This is a genomic window from Bacillus sp. XT-4 (genome assembly GCF_050864245.1).
GTDB classification, from domain to species: domain Bacteria; phylum Bacillota; class Bacilli; order Bacillales; family Bacillaceae; genus Bacillus; species Bacillus altitudinis.
Window position 1 is genome coordinate 315,410 of the sequence record NZ_JBPAFI010000003.1, and the last position, 19,274, is coordinate 334,683.

General features: G+C 43.5%; 17 protein-coding genes. 12 read left to right on the forward strand and 5 right to left on the reverse strand.

Annotated elements, in window-relative coordinates; all coding sequences use genetic code 11:
* Positions 1–45 precede the first annotated feature (45 nt).
* Positions 46–1,410, forward strand: coding sequence for a sugar porter family MFS transporter (locus ACRRMM_RS11460; RefSeq protein WP_089374136.1), 1,365 nt, complete (start codon positions 46–48; stop codon positions 1,408–1,410).
* A gap of 136 nt (positions 1,411–1,546) precedes the next feature.
* Positions 1,547–2,944 (forward strand): bifunctional glycosyltransferase family 2 protein/class I SAM-dependent methyltransferase, encoded by a 1,398-nt coding sequence (locus ACRRMM_RS11465; RefSeq protein WP_052320914.1) that lies wholly within the window; start codon positions 1,547–1,549, stop codon positions 2,942–2,944.
* 176 nt (positions 2,945–3,120) lie between these two features.
* On the opposite strand, the gene ACRRMM_RS11470 is transcribed toward ACRRMM_RS11465, so the two are convergent.
* The 5 genes from ACRRMM_RS11470 to kduI all read right to left on the reverse strand — a co-directional run bounded on the left by ACRRMM_RS11470 (position 3,121) and on the right by kduI (position 8,543).
* Positions 3,121–4,266 (reverse strand): Ger(x)C family spore germination protein, encoded by a 1,146-nt coding sequence (locus ACRRMM_RS11470; RefSeq protein ID WP_052320915.1) that lies wholly within the window; start codon positions 4,264–4,266, stop codon positions 3,121–3,123.
* Positions 4,263–5,363 (reverse strand): GerAB/ArcD/ProY family transporter, encoded by a 1,101-nt coding sequence (locus ACRRMM_RS11475; RefSeq protein WP_007499883.1) that lies wholly within the window; start codon positions 5,361–5,363, stop codon positions 4,263–4,265. Before ACRRMM_RS11475 ends, ACRRMM_RS11470 begins: the two co-directional genes overlap by 4 nt.
* A gap of 3 nt (positions 5,364–5,366) precedes the next feature.
* Positions 5,367–6,833, reverse strand: a complete 1,467-nt coding sequence (locus tag ACRRMM_RS11480; protein ID WP_144716421.1) for a spore germination protein — start codon at positions 6,831–6,833, stop codon at positions 5,367–5,369.
* 104 nt (positions 6,834–6,937) lie between these two features.
* The gene (gene kduD / locus ACRRMM_RS11485; RefSeq protein ID WP_052320916.1) at positions 6,938–7,711 is read right to left on the reverse strand and encodes a 2-dehydro-3-deoxy-D-gluconate 5-dehydrogenase KduD; all 774 of its coding nucleotides are present in this window, start codon (positions 7,709–7,711) and stop codon (positions 6,938–6,940) included.
* 4 nt (positions 7,712–7,715) lie between these two features.
* On the reverse strand, positions 7,716–8,543 hold the full coding sequence (kduI, locus tag ACRRMM_RS11490) for a 5-dehydro-4-deoxy-D-glucuronate isomerase (protein ID WP_052320917.1): 828 nt from the start codon (positions 8,541–8,543) through the stop codon (positions 7,716–7,718).
* Between the two features lie 257 nt (positions 8,544–8,800).
* Here kduI and ACRRMM_RS11495 point away from each other — a divergent pair, with 257 nt between their 5' ends.
* From ACRRMM_RS11495 to ACRRMM_RS11540, 10 genes are all read left to right on the forward strand, one after another.
* Complete coding sequence (locus tag ACRRMM_RS11495; RefSeq protein ID WP_125589459.1) at positions 8,801–9,811, forward strand: LacI family DNA-binding transcriptional regulator; 1,011 nt, start codon at positions 8,801–8,803, stop codon at positions 9,809–9,811.
* An 86-nt stretch (positions 9,812–9,897) separates the two neighbouring features.
* Complete coding sequence (locus ACRRMM_RS11500) at positions 9,898–10,914, forward strand: sugar kinase (RefSeq protein WP_375830788.1); 1,017 nt, start codon at positions 9,898–9,900, stop codon at positions 10,912–10,914.
* Positions 10,886–11,494, forward strand: a complete 609-nt coding sequence (locus tag ACRRMM_RS11505; RefSeq protein ID WP_048001911.1) for a bifunctional 4-hydroxy-2-oxoglutarate aldolase/2-dehydro-3-deoxy-phosphogluconate aldolase — start codon at positions 10,886–10,888, stop codon at positions 11,492–11,494. The genes ACRRMM_RS11500 and ACRRMM_RS11505 overlap by 29 nt, the downstream gene beginning before the upstream one ends.
* A gap of 109 nt (positions 11,495–11,603) precedes the next feature.
* Entirely contained in the window at positions 11,604–12,059 is a 456-nt protein-coding gene (locus ACRRMM_RS11510; protein ID WP_048001912.1) for a GNAT family N-acetyltransferase, read from the forward strand.
* A 70-nt stretch (positions 12,060–12,129) separates the two neighbouring features.
* The gene (locus ACRRMM_RS11515; protein ID WP_216099176.1) at positions 12,130–13,131 is read left to right on the forward strand and encodes a sugar-binding protein; all 1,002 of its coding nucleotides are present in this window, start codon (positions 12,130–12,132) and stop codon (positions 13,129–13,131) included.
* Positions 13,128–14,570, forward strand: a complete 1,443-nt coding sequence (locus ACRRMM_RS11520; RefSeq protein WP_428828646.1) for a histidine kinase — start codon at positions 13,128–13,130, stop codon at positions 14,568–14,570. The genes ACRRMM_RS11515 and ACRRMM_RS11520 overlap by 4 nt, the downstream gene beginning before the upstream one ends.
* Positions 14,564–15,982 carry a response regulator transcription factor gene (locus ACRRMM_RS11525; protein WP_428828645.1) on the forward strand — a complete coding sequence of 473 codons (1,419 nt, stop codon included), beginning with the start codon at positions 14,564–14,566 and terminating at the stop codon, positions 15,980–15,982. Before ACRRMM_RS11520 ends, ACRRMM_RS11525 begins: the two co-directional genes overlap by 7 nt.
* Positions 15,983–16,081: 99 nt before the next feature.
* On the forward strand, positions 16,082–17,350 hold the full coding sequence (locus ACRRMM_RS11530; protein WP_428828644.1) for an ABC transporter substrate-binding protein: 1,269 nt from the start codon (positions 16,082–16,084) through the stop codon (positions 17,348–17,350).
* 58 nt (positions 17,351–17,408) lie between these two features.
* Complete coding sequence (locus ACRRMM_RS11535) at positions 17,409–18,380, forward strand: carbohydrate ABC transporter permease (RefSeq protein WP_428828643.1); 972 nt, start codon at positions 17,409–17,411, stop codon at positions 18,378–18,380.
* Complete coding sequence (locus tag ACRRMM_RS11540; RefSeq protein WP_008343219.1) at positions 18,377–19,198, forward strand: carbohydrate ABC transporter permease; 822 nt, start codon at positions 18,377–18,379, stop codon at positions 19,196–19,198. Before ACRRMM_RS11535 ends, ACRRMM_RS11540 begins: the two co-directional genes overlap by 4 nt.
* The last annotated feature ends 76 nt before the right edge of the window (positions 19,199–19,274 follow it).

The window sequence follows — 19,274 nt, forward strand, 5'->3', positions numbered from 1 at the left end:
AGAGAAACATCCAGTCATTACATAGATAAAAGAGGGGTTATGATCATGAAAAATCGGAATGGGTGGCTTTATTTCTTCGGCGCACTTGGCGGCGCCTTATATGGTTACGATACAGGTGTCATTTCTGGCGCTATCTTATTTATGAAAGAGGATTTAGGTTTAAATGCATTTACAGAGGGACTTGTGGTCAGCTCGATTTTAATTGGGGCGATGCTCGGGTCTTCTCTTTCTGGAAAACTGACAGATCAATTCGGACGGAAAAAAGCGATAATCGCCGCAGCCATTTTATTTATTATCGGCGGATTTGGAACAGCCCTTGCACCGAATACGGAGGTCATGGTCTTATTCCGAATCGTGCTAGGACTTGCTGTCGGATGCTCGACGACGATTGTTCCATTATATTTATCTGAACTTGCGCCAAAGGAATCAAGAGGGGCACTTTCCTCATTAAACCAACTCATGATCACATTTGGTATTCTTCTTGCCTATATTGTGAACTACGTTTTAGCAGATGCAGAGGCATGGCGTCTGATGCTTGGAATTGCCGTTGTTCCTTCTGTGCTCTTGTTATGTGGTATTTTGTTTATGCCAGAAAGTCCTCGCTGGCTGTTTGTCCAAGGACAGGCGGACCGGGCGAAAGAAATATTGTCAAAACTTAGACAAAGCAAGCAAGAAGTTGAAGACGAGATTGCGGATATTCAAAAAGCAGAAAGTGAAGAAAAAGGCGGTCTTAAGGAATTACTCGAACCATGGGTGCGCCCCGCTTTAATTGCTGGTGTCGGTTTAGCCTTTTTACAGCAGTTTATTGGGACAAATACGATCATTTATTATGCACCAAAAACATTCACAAGTGTCGGCTTTGGCGATTCAGCAGCCATTTTAGGAACTGTAGGAATTGGTGCAGTCAATGTTGTCATGACGTTTGTTGCGATTAAAATCATTGATCGTGTCGGGCGGAAAGCGTTACTCCTATTTGGAAATGTAGGGATGGTTCTTAGTTTGATTGTTCTAGCAGTGGTCAATCGTTTTTTCGAGGGATCAACAGCTGCAGGGTGGACGACAATTATATGTTTAGGACTTTTCATCGTCATTTTTGCTGTCAGCTGGGGCCCGGTCGTATGGGTGATGCTGCCGGAGCTGTTCCCAGTACATGTCCGGGGAATCGGTACGGGGGTATCGACCTTCCTACTGCATACAGGGAATTTGATCATCTCGCTCACATTCCCAACCTTATTAAGTGCAATTGGCATCAGTAACCTTTTCCTTATTTATGCAGCCATCGGCATAGGTGCCTTCTTATTTGTGAAATATTTAGTCACAGAAACGAAAGGGAAAAGTCTTGAAGAGATTGAAGAAGATTTAAAAAAGAGAAACCGTGCCGTCGTCAATGATGAAGGGGAAACGGTATGAAAAAAGACCAGCTGCCTCATGCAGCTGGTCTTCCTTTGTTAAACAAACGTTTAATCAAGAAAGGACAATCACTCATCTTCTGAACGTGCTGCCTATGACATACATATGGAACAGGCGGGCGAAAGGTGGAAATGAGATGAAAGGAAAAACGAGCATTGTGATGCTGACGTACAATGAACTGCACCTAACGAAAAAATGTATCGACAGTATCAAGAAGCATACTCGGCGTGATGAATATGAACTCATTATCGTGGATAATGCTTCATCAGACGGAACAAAGGAATATGTGAGACAACTGGAAGATGTCGTGTTGATTGACAACGAGAAGAATCAAGGCTTTGCCAAGGGCTGTAACCAAGGGGCGAAAAAGGCAACAGGAGATAGTATTCTTTTTTTAAATAACGACACGATTGTGACCGAAAACTGGCTTTTGCCTTTAAGAGAAGCCCTTTTTGCATCAGAGCGTATTGGCATGGTAGGGCCTGTCTCCAATTATGTAAGTGGTCCTCAGCTCGTTCAGCCATCTTACACAGATGTGAAGGAGCTTCCTGCCTTTGCGAAGGCATATACGGCTTCGAAAAAAGGTCAAAGAACATATGTGCATAGACTTGTTGGTTTTTGTTTGCTGGTCAAAAGAGAGCTGATCGAGGATGTAGGGTTATTTGATGAGCGGTTTGTATATGGATCATTTGAGGATGATGACCTTTGTCTGCGTTCGTTGCTAAAGGGATACCAGCTGCAAATCGTCCATGATTCATTTGTACATCATCACGGTCATGCCACATTCAATGCCAATGAAGAAACGAATATCTCTACATTGTTTGCGGAGAACAGGCTTCGATTTTTAGATAAATGGGGTATTGATTTAAACCTGATCTCCCCCCATCCATATTTTGCAGCACTGCTCCCTGAGGATGCCGGATGTGTGCTGGATGTTGGCTGCGGTGCTGGGGCGACAGGGCTTGAACTGATCAACCGGCAGTCCGTTGACATGTACGGAGTAGAGGCGGATGCATTAAAAGCAGAGATGGCAAAGGCGTATTACAAAGAAGTGATTGAGACAAAAGCGGAGGCGTATCCTTGGTCAGAGAAAGAAGCTTTTTTTGATGCTGTGATCTTTTCTGATGTGTTAGAGCATGTGTCAGATCCATGGCAGATGATTGCTCAAGCGCATGCGTCTTTAAAACCAGGTGGCGTGATCATTTGCTGCTTACCTAATATGATGCATGCGGAAGTACTGCTGCCTTTAATGGCAGGTGATTTTACGTATCAAGATGTGGGGATTTTAGATCGAACACATATGAGATTTTTCACACCAAATACAATGCGGGCGCTCTTTCCAGACCATTTGTTTCATCGCGTGATTGAACAGCCCATCAATGTGCCAATTGATCAAAACGTTCAATTGTTTTTTGACGAAGTGGCGAGAGTAGGAGAGTCACTTGGCTTTCAAACAAAAGCCTTATCTGATCAAGTGACGCTCTATCAGCTTTTGATCGTTGCACGTAAAAAAGGCGGTCCCCCCTCCGGGTAATCCGCCTCAGCGTGTAGGGTGTAGGCAAACCCTCGCATTCTTTTTGAGTCCTCTGCTCCGGTAATCGTCCTTCCTAGACTGCAAAGTTTTTCTATCACGCTGAAAAGAAGACAAAGGGCTAAACAAAGTTTTTTAGCCCTTTGTCAACCATCTAAGGCGGTCATTCGCCTTTTGTGCTACCATTTAAAGCTTTTCGTTGCGCCTTCTGCACCAAAATTCAAAATGCTGACTTTTACGTCATATGCAATGTCTACTTCTTGAAATAGTGTATCCCATTCGTTGCGGTGCTGATCCCAAAAGTCTGGATACTTGATGCGCACCTGCCGATTTAAAAGGATCGGGTCAACACCAACTTCTTTTTGCATGTGGTGGACAGCTTTTTGAATGCGCTCTTTGATTTTGCGTTCAAAAATGCGCTCAAATCGTTTGATGTATTGCTCATCGTATGAGTTTTCAGGGGGATATTGATCTTCTGATAGTTTCCCGTTTGTTTGTACACTAATTTTAAAGGAAATCTTTCCGTTCTTCAGATAGGGTTCAATCTTGGACTTTGCTTTCTTGATTTCATACGTAATCGGAAAGCCTTTGTAGGTGGCGGGTACGACTCCGCCTGAGATGCGATTCATGACCCAGTTTAAAGATTGGACATCTTTTGCTGGAATGAATCCTATCAGCTTTCGCGTTTTCCCATGGATAATGCCTGCACCATCATAGGTGAGTTCTCCGTTTACGACATCCACACTTTGGACAAGAAAGCTTGTACCCATCTGAAAGTAATCCGACGCTCGGCCAATACGTGTTGGCAGTAAAATCTTCCCGTTAAAGCTCCGGTTTTTTGATGTTTCAAAAATATGCTCGACTGGAACCCTTTGTTGTGATTTTAATTTTTGATTGATGACTTTTGATGCCTCATGGCGTGACACTAAGAGGTAGCTGCTTCTTCGAACCTCATCATCTCGTATAAAGTGGTTGAGTGTTCCTTGAATATCATGATGCTCGGCTTGATTTTTGCCAAACAAAAAGATTTTAAGGTGATCACTATAAATCGGCGGGTCCTTCAAAGCGACATTGCTGACTGCTTCCAGTACATTTTTCCCCTTTGAGACGACATTCACATAGCCAGGGGAATCTGCTTCTTGTGTTCCGCCCATTTTAGGGACAAGGTTTTGATAGGTGAGTTTGACTCCGTTATCATCTTCCTCGTCAATGCCAACACCGCGCACAAACGATAATTTCTCAATATCTTTTAAGTCCCAGCAACCTGTCGATAAAAGCAAAAGACAGAAAGACAAAAAGATGAGCAATAAACGCCTCCCTTTCATGCAGATCGACCTCCCCATTTTTTACGTATCATGAGCAGAATAGCTGTTATAAAAGGAATCGCCAAAACAGCGAATAATGCATAGCCGAGTAAAGTCGAGTAGTAAAAGACTTCATTGATATTTCTCGGAAAAAGAGAGAGAGCTGAGGTCAGCAAAAACAGCAACCATAGCAGTCTCGTTAAATTGGTTGTCTTAAACACCGTTTGACATCCTTTAATCGCAAATTGGAAAAAGCCAAGCATACAAATAAACTGCTGGCACGTCCAGATCGTCAGTAAGAAAATATCAAAGCGTTCAATGAAGACCCCTTCTAGTTCTAGCGCTTGAATGAGTGAGACAGTGGGCCAGGTGAGTGATTTCGTTTCTCCAACCGTCATGGAACCAATCACAATAAAGAGCGTGAGGGAGTAAATAAGTGTGGTGATCCCTACACCGATCGCTGCGGCCCATTTCGCTTTTGACCATTTGTCTTTATAGATAAGCGGTACGACAAACAAAATGACTTCAAAGCCTGTAAATTGAATAAATGTTTGAGAGAACAAATTACTAAAATCTTTAAACCCGTGAGCCATTACCGGGCGTAAGTAATCAAAATCAAATATTTTCAAACTAAACAGCATGAGCCCAATGTAAATGATCATGGTCATCGGATAAATATATGTCACCATTTTCACTACCGGAAAAATGCCGCTTTTTAAATGATAGATCGCCACCAGTAAAAAAATCATCACAATCACTGTCATCGGGGTCGATTGCAACAGGAAAAATTGAACCACTTCCCCCAGTACACGCGCCTCAAAGCCAACAATGGCTAGTAAATAACCGATCAGCATTAGGTTAAAGATCGTACCAAAGAAGGCACCGGCTCCTTTTGTATTCGATTCAAAAATGGTATCCGGTGCATTCTTCTCCGCAATCCAACCTAGCAAAAAAGCAACGAAAGCAAAGATGACTCCCTGTATTAATACAATGATCCAGCCATCAGGGAATCCTGAATTGGCAGAACTGCGAGGAATGGTTAAAATTCCAGCGCCTATCATTGTAGAACTGCACAGAATGGTGACTTGTAACAATGATAGCTTCTCAGCTCTGTACATCGTTTACTCTCCTTGTCTTTTGAGATTTTTTGTCTTGGCTGTTTTCGGTCTCGATTTAAATAGCCCTATTGGTAAACGAACGTACGTATCTTTTAAATCTGAAAACGGTGAAGACAAAACAGGTGTGAAATAGTCAAAACCAAAGGTCTTTAGCTGCATCAAGTGACAAAGTACAAATAAATAACACATGATGAGGCCGTATAATCCAAACATGGCTGAACTGAAGATCGCCATAAACCGCAGGATGCGTAAGGGAAAGCTGAAATCATATGATGGAGCAGTAAAATCGGCTAGTGCCGTCAGAGACACAATAATCACCATTAAAGCACTGACAATATTGGCTTGGACAGCCGCCTGTCCAATAATGACGCCGCCAATCAGTCCAATCGTCTGCCCAATCGCCCTAGGAAGACGAAGTCCAGCTTCCCGCAGCAGTTCAATCGTAAACGACATCAAAATGGCTTCCACTACAGGAGGAAAGGGCACATTTTGCCGGCTGCCTGCGATGGTCAGTGCCATTCGTGTTGGTAATAAACCAGGATGATAGGAAACAAGGGCGATATAGAGTCCCGGTAAAAAGATCGTCAAAAGCACGGCAATATAACGGAGCAAACGCAAAAGAGTCGCACTTGTCCATCTTTGATAATAATCCTCCGGTGATTGCATCAAGGCAGTGAGAGTCATCGGCATAATGAGGGCAAAGGGCGTCCCATCGAGCAAAATAGACACCTTTCCTTCTAGCACAGAGGCAATCACCCGATCAGGACGTTCTGTATTTTGAATCTGCGGAAAAATAGAGACATGACTGTCTTCAATCAGCTGTTCTATGTAGCCGCTCTCAGGAATATCATCCATTTTGATTTGCTTCATACGAGAGAATACATCATCTACTAGTTTGGGGTCTGCGATATCACGAACATACACAAGAGCAGCAGATTTCTTGTTACGAGTACCTATGTTCACCTTTTGAATGACAAGATTCGGGTCGTTTGCTCTTTCACGAAGCAATGCCGTGTTTTTTTCAAGATTCTCAATGAATCCAATCCTTGGTCCTCTAACAAGGACTTCTGATTGCGGCTCCTCTACTTCTCTAAATTGAAAAAGATTCGTATGGAGCGCAAGCGCTTGAGTGGCCCTATCCACAAATAAAATAGCCCTGCCGCTGTATAACTGCTGGGTGGCAAGGTTCATATCTTCCAGCACATCATTTTGAATACCAAAAAACGTTTTAGAAAGGGAAGAAAGTGTGGTGTGGTCGACCTCAGTGATGGTCAGTTCCTTTTGCATAGGTGAAATGATTTGTTTGGAAAGCATCTCAAATTCTGTGAGTCCTTCAACGTACACGAGACATGCAGAGACAGCGGAAGGACCAAATGAAAAAGAGTGGAACACGATATCATCACTTTTGCCGGCAAAGCTTTTGACACGCTGAATGACGGACTCTATATCTTGTTCAATACGACTTTTCATAATACCTCACCCTCATGTCTTTTTTTATAGAGTGACTCGGAAGGAGAAGAATTATGCAAATAGAAAAAAGAGAATCCCCTAAAATAGGAATTCTCTTCACATGTTTATCTCGCCAGCCAGCCGCCATCTACGGCTAAAATATGACCGTTCATATAATCAGAGGCAGGGGAGCTGAGAAAGACGGCGGCACCTGCTAGATCTTCAGGCCGTCCCCAGCGTCCAGCGGGGATTCGTTTCAGAATCTCTTCATTCCGGTTCGCATCGTCACGAATGGCTTGCGTGTTATTGGTTGCAATATAACCAGGCGCGATCGCATTGACCTGAATATGCTGACTTGCCCATTCATTTGCAAAAGCTTTCGTCAAACCTGCGACAGCATGCTTACTTGCTGTATAAGCGGGAACAAAGACACCGCCTTGAAATGATAGAAGGGAAGCGATATTGACAATTTTCCCTTGCCCTTTTTTCAGCATCTGCTGTCCGACCTTTTGCGTGAGGAAAAAGAGACTGTTGATATTCACATCCATCACAGTATGCCAGTTTTCCTCTGAATATTGAGCGGCCTCTTCTCTTTTAATGGTCCCAGCATTATTGATCAAAATATCAATTGAATGCTGCTTTAAAAGGGCATCAACATCCCGCTTTGCGGACTTAGGATCTGAAAAGTCTACTTGAATCGCATGAAATGATCTGCCGGTCTGTTCGACAAGTTCTTTTGTTTCATCAAGCGGCGTATGGTGGTAGGTGCCGATGATATCTGCACCTGAACGGGCAAGCGCTACGGCAATACCTTGCCCAATTCCAGTTCCAGGACCTGTGACAAGAGCTGTTTTGCCTTCGAGGGAAAAGAGGGACGCTACATAGGATGTCGACGTCATCTCATTACCTCAGCTGGTCCATCGGGACAAAGTCCATATCTTTAAACGTATAGTTTTCTCCCGCCATTGCCCAAATAAATGAATAATTTGCTGTACCTGAGCCTGAATGAATGGACCAGGCAGGTGAGATGACGGCTTCTTCATTTGCCACAACGAGATGTCTCGTTTCAGATGGCTCCCCCATAAAATGAAAGACACGTGCGTCTTCCTCTATATCAAGATATAAGTACACTTCCATCCGCCGGTCATGTATATGAGCAGGCATCGTGTTCCATGTGTTATTGGTTTCAAGCTGAGTGATGCCCATCATAAGCTGGCAGCTTTGGATGCCGTCTGCATGAATGACCTGATACAGATTCCGTACGTTCGAGGCGGATGCTTCCCCTAAATGATTCGGTGTTAATTCAGCGATCGCAGCCTTTTGTGTCGGATACGCTCTATGAGCGGTGGCTGACACAAGATAAAATTTGGCCTGCTCACCTGATGAACTAGCAAACTGTACATGTTCGTGTCCAAGTCCAATATATAAGAAATCTTTATGCTCCAGCATAAATGACTCACCATCGACTGTAACCGTACCTTGGCCGCCGACATTTACAATGCCAATTTCCCGTCTTTCAAGAAAATATTCTGTACGTAAAAAGTCGCCCGCATCTAGCTTGATCGGTTCTGATGTCGGCATAACACCGCCAATCACTACACGGTCCTCATGCGAATAATACAGCTTCAATTCACCACTGACAAAAAGTGTCGGAATATGAAAATGACGACGAAGTTCCTCTGTTGTAAAACGCTTGACCTGCTCAGGATGTACAGCATAACGATTTTCCATTTGAGATAAGCCTCCCTTTCCATCTGAAACATATGATTATTTTATTTGGTATCGGTTTCAAGGAAAATTCTAGAGGAAAAAGAGAGCGGCGTCAACCGTTAATTTGTAATCGCTTTCTTTATTTGTATAAAAGCTTTTTTTCTTCATGTTCATGAAAAAAATCTTCTGATACAGCTCAACTTGTGGTATGCTTTTTTTAAGTTTATTTGAAATCGGTTTCGAAACAAATGAGAAGATCGATCTTGGGAGTTTTTTGTATGAAAGAGAAAAAGCAAACGAAAGTCACCATTAACGAAGTTGCAGCATATGCAGGTGTCTCAAAATCAACGGTATCCAGATACATCAATGGCAGAACAAATGAGATTTCTCCTGAAAAGGTAAAAAAGATAAAAAAAGCCATTGAGGAGCTCCATTATCGTCCGAGTCAGCTTGCCCAAGGATTGAAAGTAAGAAAGAGCAAGGTCATTGGTTTTATTGTGGCTGATATTACGAACCCGTTCTCTGTTGCGACACTTCGTGGTGTGGAAGAGATTTGTGATGAATATGGATACAGCATCATGGTGTGCAACACAGATAATCGTCCAGAAAAAGAACGAGAAATGCTACTGAAGCTGCATGCTCATTATATTGAAGGGCTGATCATCAATACGACCGGTCAAAACAATGACATTTTGCAAGACTTTAAGCAAAACGGTGTACCGATTGTTCTTGTTGACCGTAAGTTACCTGAACTCAAGGTCGATACCGTTACAACGAATAACCGTGACATCACGGCTCGTCTACTTCATCAGATGTATGAAAAAGGCTACGAACATATCGCTTTCTTTACTGAGCCGGTCGATGGGATTAGTCCACGTGAAGAACGAAAAGAAGCCTATGAACAGACGGCCATGAGTCAACATAAGACACCTATGATTGCAGAAATCAATTTGAAGCAAAAGGAACAAATGCGAGATGAGATTTGTCGTTTTTTACAATCAAACCATCAGAAAAAAGCGATTTTAGCAGGCAATGGATTACTCATGCTGAAACTCATCAGTGAACTCGTCGATCTTGGGGTGAAGATTCCTGAGGAGATAGGCATTGCCGGATTTGATGATACAGAATGGTATAAGCTGATCGGGCCAGGCATCACTACGGTGGCGCAGCCATCTCATGAGATGGGGAAAGCGGCGATGCAAAAAATCAAGACGCGTCTTGAAGGGGATAAGAGTGCACCCCAGACCATTCAACTTGATGGAGAAATCATTGTGAGAAAATCTTTATAAACGTCAGGCAGAGAAGAGTATACATACGTGCATGCTCTCTCTTTTTCAACTGTTTTGAAACCGGTACCAAGAAAGGGGAGAAATCAGTGAAAGCATTGGATGTGATCACATTTGGGGAATCAATGGCGATGTTTTATGCAAAAGAAATTGGCGAGCTTCACCAAGTGCATACGTTTCAAAAAGCACTTGCTGGTGCAGAGAGTAATGTTGCGGTCGGCTTGGCAAGATTAGGCTTTAGCGTAGGCTGGATGAGTAAGGTCGGGGCGGACTCACTTGGTACATTTATTTTAGAAGAGCTTCAAAAAGAAGGGGTCGATACGAAGGCAGTGCTCCGTTCAAATGATGGAGCCAAAACAGGGATATTGCTTAAATCAAAAGTCATCGATGGAGACCCTGATGTGACGTACTACCGAAAAGGCTCTGCTGCGAGCACATTGAACGCAAGCGATTTCCCGTCCACTTATTTTCATCAGGCAGGACATCTTCATATGACCGGAATCCCGCCTGCTGTGTCTAGTGAAATGAGAGCGTTTTCTTTTCATGCCCTTAAAGAAATGAAAGAAGCAGGAAAAACCATTTCCTTTGACCCGAACCTGAGACTTCAACTATGGGAAGAGGAAGAAGACATGATTCATACGGTGAATCAGATGGCTGCTCAAGTAGATTGGTTTTTCCCAGGGCTTGCAGAAGGTCAAAGACTCACAGGATGTCATGAGCCGGAAGCGATTGCGGATGTTTATTTGCAAAAAGGTGTCAAGCTTGTGGTCATTAAACTGGGAGCGGAAGGAGCCTATTTCAAAAGTGCATCCGGCCAAGGTGTAGTGGATGGTTTCCATGTGTCTCATGTCGTGGATACAGTCGGAGCTGGTGATGGATTTGCAGTGGGAGTGATGAGCGGTCTGCTGGACGGATTATCATATGAAAAATCGGTGACAAGAGGCAATGCCATTGGAGCACTTGCAGTCATGTCCCCAGGAGATCACGAGGGACTGCCGACTCGGGAAGAGCTTCAGGCATTTATAAAAGAAGCCAAACGATATCAAAGGCGACACGATATGAAGGGAGATGAGAGGTATGGGAAAGTCAGCAAGTATGAGCGTTAAAGAGAAGCTCGCAGCTTTTAAACTCATTGCGGTGGTCAGAGCAGGTAGTGAAGCAGAGGGGATAGAGATGATTGCTCGTTTAAAGAAAAAAGGGGTGCGGGCCATCGAAGTGACATATACCACGCCCAATGCAGAGCGGATCATTGCATCTTACCAGCATGACCACGACTTGATTGTCGGAGCCGGAACGATTACAACGCTTGAGCAGGCACAATCAGCCATTGAAGCCGGCTCTCAATTTATCGTCAGTCCAGGATACCTTCCTGTCATCGGAGAGCACCTATCTTTTCACGATACACTTTACGTTCCAGGTGTTTTGACCCCGAGTGAAATTATGCAGGCAAAAGCAAATGGATACAGCGTGTTAAAGCTTTTTCCGAGCGGCTCTTTCGGTTTGTCTTATATGAAAAATTTGCAAGGCCCGTTTCCAGAGGTTGAGTTCATCCCAACAGGAGGCATTCATCCAGTCGATGTGCCAAAGTGGCTTGAAGCAGGAGCCGTGGCAGTAGGTGTCGGTAGCCAGCTTGAAAACAGTACAGCGGAAGAATTACAGGCTGTTCTTTCTTCCACCATCATGTAGTTCACATAAACAACCGGCGGATGACTGCCGGTTGTTTGTTCGTTTATCTGACAAAAAAGCTCAGAAGACGCATCTTTTCACGTAAAATGAGCATAAAGGAGAGGTCGATATGTACATTCAACAAGATGAACTAAAAGATGGTCAAATTGAACAATTGATTCAAGCTCATTTAGAAGAGATGAAAAAACATTCACCGCCAGAAAGCATTCATGCCCTTCCGTTAGACGATCTGAAAAAACAAGATGTCACAGTATGGAGTGCAAGGGATGGCGAGGTGCTTCTTGGCTGCGGAGCCATCAAGGAGCTATCGAGTGAACATGGTGAACTCAAATCGATGAGGACGGTAGCAGCCCATATGCGAAAAGGCGTGGCGAAGTATCTGTTGACCCACCTTCTCCAAGAGGCGAAGCGGCGGGGTTATAAAAGAGTGAGCCTTGAAACAGGTGCGATTGCTTTCTTTGAACCGGCAAGAAAATTATATGAAAGCTTTGGATTTCAATATTGTCCGCCTTTTGGTTCATACCAAGAAGATCCGAACAGTTTATTTATGACAAAGGAATTATAGAGGTCGAGAGAGTATGCTTTTATAAGCAGCTCTTTTTTTATGCGGCAACAATGGAAGGAGGGGAATGTGAATGAAATGGTCGAAGTTGTTCGGTATGGGCGCATTTCTCACATTTTGTGTTATATCTGTTCTTTTTTTATCTGTATTAGGTCAAGATTTAGTTAAAATTGAAAGCGCTTCTGATGAGACAGTATCAACTTACCAATATCACTTTGTTCTTGTACCGGAGGAACTTGATAATGAATATTGGCAATTGGTGCAAAAGGGAGCTGCTGATGCGGCAGAAGTTCATCGGGTGTATCTTGAATACCTAGGTCCAAAGCAGGCTGATTTGGATGATCACCTGAAAACCATTGATATGGCAATTGCTGGTCATGTGGATGGCATTATGACGCAAGGTCTTGATGCAAAGAAATATAAACCGCTCTTTCAAAAAGCAAGAGAGAAAGGTATAGATGTCGTCACAGTCGATACGGATGCAGAGGGGAGCAAGCGCCAAGTGTATGTCGGAACAGATAACTATTATTCCGGTTTTATCGCCGGACAGGCACTCATCGCCGATACAAAAGGTGAACAGTATGTGGGCATTGTGACGGGACGGCTTGATGCGATTCACCAGAAGCTTCGCGTGAAGGGGTTTCGAGATGCCGTTTCTGGTGAGAAACGCATTCATATTGCTGGAATAGAAGAGTCGGCGATTACGAAATCAGGTGCTTCCGGTGCTGCGTATAAATTGTTAAATGATCATACGCAGCTCACCGCATTTTATGGAACAAGTGCATTAGACGGTGTCGGCATTATTCAAGCAACAGAGCAATATCATTCGTCTAAAGATGTCTATGTGCTCGCATTTGATACTCTGCCTGATACGATTCAAGCGCTGGATGATGGGAAAATTGATGCAGTGGTTGTACAGCACCCTTATGAAATGGGCTATCAAGCGGTTGAATCTCTTGTTCGTTTGCAGCAAGGGGATAAACAAGAACCGCTTCAGTACACAGGGACGAGTGTGATTCGGCGAGGAGACCTGCCCCTTCATCAAACGGAAAGACCACAGGGGGTTCAGCCATGAGAAAAATACGAAGTAAATTATTATTGGCATTTTTAATTCTTGTGCTCCTTGGTAATGTGGCCGCTTTTTTTGTGTATTGGAGCAGTTCAAAAATCACATCAGAATATAGCAAGAGCTTTCGTTCCTTTCTCCTGCTGAATGATATTTCGACAGAGGCAAAAACGATGTATGAAAAGGTCAACGCCTTTGCCATCGAAAAGGATCAGGCGTTTGCCAAGGGGTATGCTGAATCAAAACAGAAAATGACATCATATGACCAAACATTACTCAAAGATGCAGGGCTTCATGCCGCCATCCCCTCCATTGAAAAATATCAATATATGATGCGGACGCTCATAAACGAAAGTGATGCCACAATGAATCATGTCAAAGAAGGGAAAATCAAAGAATATGCTGCAAGTGTGAAAGAAGTAAGAACCGTGTCCTCTTATATCCAAGAGCAGACAATGACTCTTTTGGATGATGAATTATCTGAGTATCAAGTACTCTACCAATCCCTTCAAAAAAGACATCAAACGTATGCGCTTTTTACTCTATGTCTGTTTACATTATCGATAGGCATCGCTTTATGGATGGCCTATATCATTGCGGGTGGAATTTCAAGACCGATCGTTCATCTGTCTCGAAGTGCCAAAGAAGTATCAGAAGGAAATTTTGACGGTCCGAATTTGCATGTGTCATCTAAGGACGAAATCTCTGTGTTAAATCATGCCTTTGAGCGAATGCGGCGAGAGATGAAGGTCATGATTGAAGAGATGAAACAAAAGGCCGCTTTAGATCAGAAAATTAAAGACATGAAGCTGAAAACACTGCAAAATCAAATGAATCCACATTTTTTATTTAATACATTAAACATCGTTTCACGTATGGCGTACTTAGAATCAGCTGATGCGACATCGAGATTGATACAATCCGTTTCTACGCTGATGCGGTATTCGCTATCTCCTCTCAGCGCATCTGTTACGTTAGAACAAGAAGTGAAAGTGGTAAAAGAATATTTTCATATACAAGAAACAAGATTTTCTGATCGTATTACATGCAAAACGACCATAGATGAGTCGTGTCTATCTGTTCACATTCCGAGCCTCACATTGCAGCCGCTTGTCGAAAATGCCTTTATTCATGGGGTAGAACCAAAAGAGGAGGGGGGGCTTGTAGAGCTCTCTATTGATCGAGATGATGGCTTTGTCATGATTCGGATTCGGGATAATGGACTTGGCATCAGTGATCAAGAGAAAAAGAGATTGCTATCGCAAGAGGAAGAAGATCATCAAGACACACATAGTAAAGGTCACTCGACAGGAATTGGTCTTCGAAATGTGATGTCGAGGCTGTGTTTGTTTTATGGAGTGCAGGATGCCCTTCAAATTGATTCAAAGCCAAACGAAGGGACCACTATTCAATTGACAATACCAATCAAGGAGGAACGAGCATGCTGAACGTGCTGATTGTGGATGATGAAAAAATTGAACGAATGGCGATGCGTAAGTTCATGACCGAATGGCTGCCAGACTGTCATATTGCAGGGGAAGCTGCGAATGGAAAAAAGGCGGTGGAATTGGCGCGGTCTAAGCCAATTGACCTTGTGCTCATGGATATTCAGATGCCAGGCATGGATGGACTCACAGCGATCAAACAGATCAAGGCAAACTGTCCTCATACTAAATTTATTATGCTGACAGCCTACGATACGTTTGATTATGCCAAGCAAGCCATGCAGGAAGGGGTCAAACAATACCTTGTCAAACCAGCTGATAAAGACGAAACCATTACAGCGATTCGTTCTGTTGCGGCAGAAATTCAGCAGGAGGTCTCCCTGCGGCAGGCGGAGAAAGTCAATCAGCAGTCAAAATGGCTGGAAGCCCATGTGTTGAACGGTCAATCTTATACTTCAACAGCGTTTGAGCGGCTGTTTCAGGATTTTCAAGCAGGTCTAGTGATCGCTGTTCAGCGGACAGGCGGGGATCAACTCCTGAATCATTTGCAGGAGTCTGCTCTTTTTCAAGCAGTGCCTATCCAAGTGAGCGGTGAGCTGTTTACATGCTTGATTTACAGCCATCAATCACCTGGTCACCTAAAGGCGAATGTACTGCAAGCCATTCGCGCTGCTATGACAAGCGAGCAGCATTCCTCTGTCGTTGGCATGGGTCATCCTGTCTCAAATCCACTTCAACTTCAGAAAAGTGCAGCAGAAGCGAAGCTTTCCTATTATCAGCGAAAAAAAGATGACGGCGCTGTTCGTTATGGCTTTTACCATACAGATAGACAATCTTACGTATTGATCAACTTGCCTGAGCTTGCCGATGACATGATGCTGGCACTAGAAGAAGGGAGAAGAGATGATGCTATTGCTTACTATGATGCCTTCCAATTAGAAGGGGCAACCATTTCTCATGTGAAAGAGCTGCTCATTTTACTCAAATCACGACTTCGTGCAGATGTGCCTATTCTGGCTATCGCTACAGAAACAGAATGCCGCCAATGCTGTGACCATTTATTTGATCTGTATGAAGCAAGAACCCAGACGGTGAATGATATAGAACGGGCGAAACGATACATTCAAACACATTTTTGCGAACATATCACGCTGGAGCAAACGGCCGCCTATGTTGATTTAAGCCCGACGTATTTCACCAAACGCTTTAAGGATGAGACAGGTCTGACGTTTAAAGAATATGTGACGACCTGTAGGATGGATAAAATGAAGAAGCTACTGAAAGAGAGTTCGCTTAGTTTAAAAGAAATCACCTATCAAGCAGGATATACTGATCCGAATTACGTCAGTCGTGTGTTTAAAAAAATGGTTGGCTGTTCACCGAAGGAATATCGAAAACAGGTCGTAAAAAAATGAAGAATTTCATAAAAAAGTGAAGAAGTTTGCCTGAAAAAAGGCAAGGATCTGCCAGTATACTTATTTTGATAACGCTTACAAAATAGGGATGGGGGATCCATGATGAAGTTTAAAATAGGTTTTACTTTATTGGCACTCTGTATGCTGGTCGTCTCTGCTTGCAGTTCATCGACGAACTCAGATGCAAAAAAAGAGGGCGGAGCGGAGAAACTAGAAATTTTCTCTTGGTGGACTGGTGCAGGTGAGGAAGACGGGCTGAAGGCACTCATTCAATTGTTTGAAGAGAAAAATAAAGACATTCCAATTGAAAATGCAGCTGTCGCTGGTGGCGCTGGTACGAATGCAAAGGCTGTTCTAACAAGCCGGATGCAAGGAGATGATCCGCCAGCTACTTTCCAAGTACACGGGGGAGCAGAGCTGAATGAGAGCTGGGTAGCCGCAGGTAAAATGGAGCCGCTGGATGACCTTTATGAGAAAGAAGGCTGGAAGGATAAATTTCCAGAATCACTGATTGACCTTGTGAGCAAAGACGGGAAAATCTATTCCGTTCCAGTGAATATTCACAGAGGCAATGTGCTTTGGTATAACAAAAAAGTATTTGAAGATCAGGGCTTACAGCCACCAACGACGTTTGATGAATTTTTCAAAACAGCCGATGCCTTAAAGAAAAAAGGGATTACACCACTTGCGCTTGGGGATAAAGAACCTTGGGCAGCGACTCATTTGTTTGAAAGCGTTCTTCTAGGTGTACTAGGTGCAGATGACTATCAAAAACTTTGGGCGGGCGACTTAAAAATGGATGATGCAAAAGTGAAGGAAGCGGCAGACATCTTTGGACGTATGCTCGAATACGTCAACGACGATCATAGCTCGCGTAACTGGCAGGATGCCTCACAGCTCGTGGCAAAAGGGGAAGCTGCAATGAATGTCATGGGCGACTGGGCAAAAGGATATTTTGTGAATGATCTAGATTTGAAGGTAAATAAAGACTTTGGATACGTGGCAACTCCTGGTACGGAGGGCAGCTTTATGGTCATCACGGATACATTCGGACTGCCGAAGGGTGTCAAACAGCCAGAAAACGTGAAAAAATTCTTATCTGTCTTAGGATCTGTGGAAGGACAGGATGCGTTTAATCCGCTGAAAGGGTCAATACCGGCACGTGTGGATGCAGACGTATCAAAATATGATGAATACGGAAAATCGGCAATGAAGGCGTTTAAAGAGTCAAAGCTCGCACCGTCTCTTGCGCATGGCTCAGCTGCTGAAGAAGGTTTTGTCACGAAGGCGAACCAAGCCGTCAATATCTTCGTGACACAAAAAGACAGCAGCCAGTTCGTTTCTTCTTTAAAAGATTCAATGAAATAAAGATGAAAGAGGCGGCCGTTAGGCACCGCCTCTTTTTTAAAAAAAGGAGTGTAGCTTCATGTGCATGGACACATCGCCGACCACAAAAACACCAGCAGCAAAAGTGAAACGTGTTCGGAAAAAATGGAATGGAGACCAGCTGCTTGCCCTGCTATTTTTAGCACCGTCAGCTGTTTTATTATTCATTTTTGTTTACGGATTTATTGGCTGGACAGGATATGTTTCATTATCGAACTGGACCTCGCTTGTTCCTGATTTTTCTTTCGCAGGTATGAAAAATTATGTCATGCTGTTTCAAGATTTTCGCTTTCAGTCAGATCTTCGAAACACGGTCTTTTTTACTTTATTCTTTATTGGAGCAGTCATTGCTTCTGGGCTTGTACTGGCCATTTTACTAGATCAGAAGATCAAGGGGGAATCACTTTTTCGGAATCTCTTCTTCTTTCCGATGGCCCTTTCCTTTGTTGTCACAGGTGTTGTGTGGCAATGGATCCTAAATCCATCAACTGGGGTGAATCTGTTTTTAAAAACTCTCGGCATCCAGCCCAAGTGGTACACGGATACGAACATTTTAGCTGGATTTGTCTGGGGGAAAATTGAGTTTGGTGTACCGGCAGCAATGATTGCAGTTGTCATCGCTGCTGTGTGGCAGATGACAGGGTTCTCACTTGCGATGTATTTGGCTGGTCTTAGAGGTATTCCAGAGGAAGTGAGAGAGGCTGCTAGAATGGATGGCGCAACCGAGTGGCAAATCTACTGGAAAATCATTTTTCCGCTGTTAAAACCAATCACAGCGAGTGTCGTCATTATTATGGCACATATTTCTTTAAAGATCTTCGATTTGATTTACTCGATGACAGGACCAGGTGCAAACTTTGTCACCGATGTGCCAGGTGTTTATATGTTTGAAATGACCTTTAGAGGAAACCATTATGCAGGTGGTGCCGCCATTGCGATCGTTATGCTGATTTCTGTTGCGGTCTTTATCGTGCCGTATCTCCTGTCTAGCCGGAAGGGGGCTTCATCATGACCGCAAGAGGGTTTGTCCGTCCAGTTCTTTATGCGTTATTAATACTGTGCAGTTTGTTTTTTCTCATGCCTGTTTATGTCATGCTCGTCACAAGCTTAAAGCCATTAGGTGAAGTCACCCTTGAGCGAATGTGGTCGCTTCCATCTACACTTGATTTCTCAAGCTACAAAATTGCTTTTGAAAAGTTATCACCCAATTTAATGAATTCTCTTTATCTAGTCATTCCTGCTACCTTATTGTCAGCTGTATTAGGTGCGATGAATGGCTATGTGCTGTCTAAATGGCGCTTTAAAGGATCAGAAGTGGTGTTTACCTTCATGTTGTTTGGTATGTTTATTCCATATCAAAGTATCCTCATTCCACTTATTCAATTTTTACGTGAAATCGGCTTGTATAACTCCATTCCGGGACTTGTGCTTGTTCATGTCGTATATGGCCTGCCAATCACAACACTCATGTTCCGCAATTTTTATGTAAGCATTCCTGATGAAATGATTGAATCAGCGAAGATGGATGGTGCCGGATTTATCGGGATCTTCAGACATATGATTCTGCCGCTTTCCATCACAGGGTTTGTCGTGGTTGCCATTTGGCAATTCACAAATGTGTGGAATGAGTTTCTATTTGCGGTCACTATGACCACGGCAGAGAATCAGCCGGTCATGGTTGCACTGCAAAATTTATCAGGCAGTCAAATTGTGCAATGGAATGTTCAAATGGCAGGTGCCATCTTGGCTGCGCTGCCAACACTTTTGGTCTATATTCTACTCGGAAAATACTTTGTGAAAGGGCTTCTTGCAGGCTCTGTCAAAGGGTAAATTGATTTTCTTGTTATCGTTTTCATTCGGTGTACTGAAAGGATTGACTTCTCTTTAGATAGCGTCATAATAAAAG

Coding starts and splice junctions, on each gene's coding strand:
- ACRRMM_RS11460 (WP_089374136.1), top strand. CDS start 46: ATGAAAAATCGGAATGGGTGGCTTTATTTCTTCGGCGCACTTGGCGGC.
- ACRRMM_RS11465 (WP_052320914.1), top strand. CDS start 1,547: ATGAAAGGAAAAACGAGCATTGTGATGCTGACGTACAATGAACTGCAC.
- ACRRMM_RS11470 (WP_052320915.1), bottom strand. CDS start 4,266: ATGAAAGGGAGGCGTTTATTGCTCATCTTTTTGTCTTTCTGTCTTTTG.
- ACRRMM_RS11475 (WP_007499883.1), bottom strand. CDS start 5,363: ATGTACAGAGCTGAGAAGCTATCATTGTTACAAGTCACCATTCTGTGC.
- ACRRMM_RS11480 (WP_144716421.1), bottom strand. CDS start 6,833: ATGAAAAGTCGTATTGAACAAGATATAGAGTCCGTCATTCAGCGTGTC.
- kduD (WP_052320916.1), bottom strand. CDS start 7,711: ATGACGTCGACATCCTATGTAGCGTCCCTCTTTTCCCTCGAAGGCAAA.
- kduI (WP_052320917.1), bottom strand. CDS start 8,543: ATGGAAAATCGTTATGCTGTACATCCTGAGCAGGTCAAGCGTTTTACA.
- ACRRMM_RS11495 (WP_125589459.1), top strand. CDS start 8,801: ATGAAAGAGAAAAAGCAAACGAAAGTCACCATTAACGAAGTTGCAGCA.
- ACRRMM_RS11505 (WP_048001911.1), top strand. CDS start 10,886: ATGGGAAAGTCAGCAAGTATGAGCGTTAAAGAGAAGCTCGCAGCTTTT.
- ACRRMM_RS11510 (WP_048001912.1), top strand. CDS start 11,604: ATGTACATTCAACAAGATGAACTAAAAGATGGTCAAATTGAACAATTG.
- ACRRMM_RS11515 (WP_216099176.1), top strand. CDS start 12,130: ATGAAATGGTCGAAGTTGTTCGGTATGGGCGCATTTCTCACATTTTGT.
- ACRRMM_RS11520 (WP_428828646.1), top strand. CDS start 13,128: ATGAGAAAAATACGAAGTAAATTATTATTGGCATTTTTAATTCTTGTG.
- ACRRMM_RS11525 (WP_428828645.1), top strand. CDS start 14,564: ATGCTGAACGTGCTGATTGTGGATGATGAAAAAATTGAACGAATGGCG.
- ACRRMM_RS11530 (WP_428828644.1), top strand. CDS start 16,082: ATGATGAAGTTTAAAATAGGTTTTACTTTATTGGCACTCTGTATGCTG.
- ACRRMM_RS11535 (WP_428828643.1), top strand. CDS start 17,409: ATGTGCATGGACACATCGCCGACCACAAAAACACCAGCAGCAAAAGTG.
- ACRRMM_RS11540 (WP_008343219.1), top strand. CDS start 18,377: ATGACCGCAAGAGGGTTTGTCCGTCCAGTTCTTTATGCGTTATTAATA.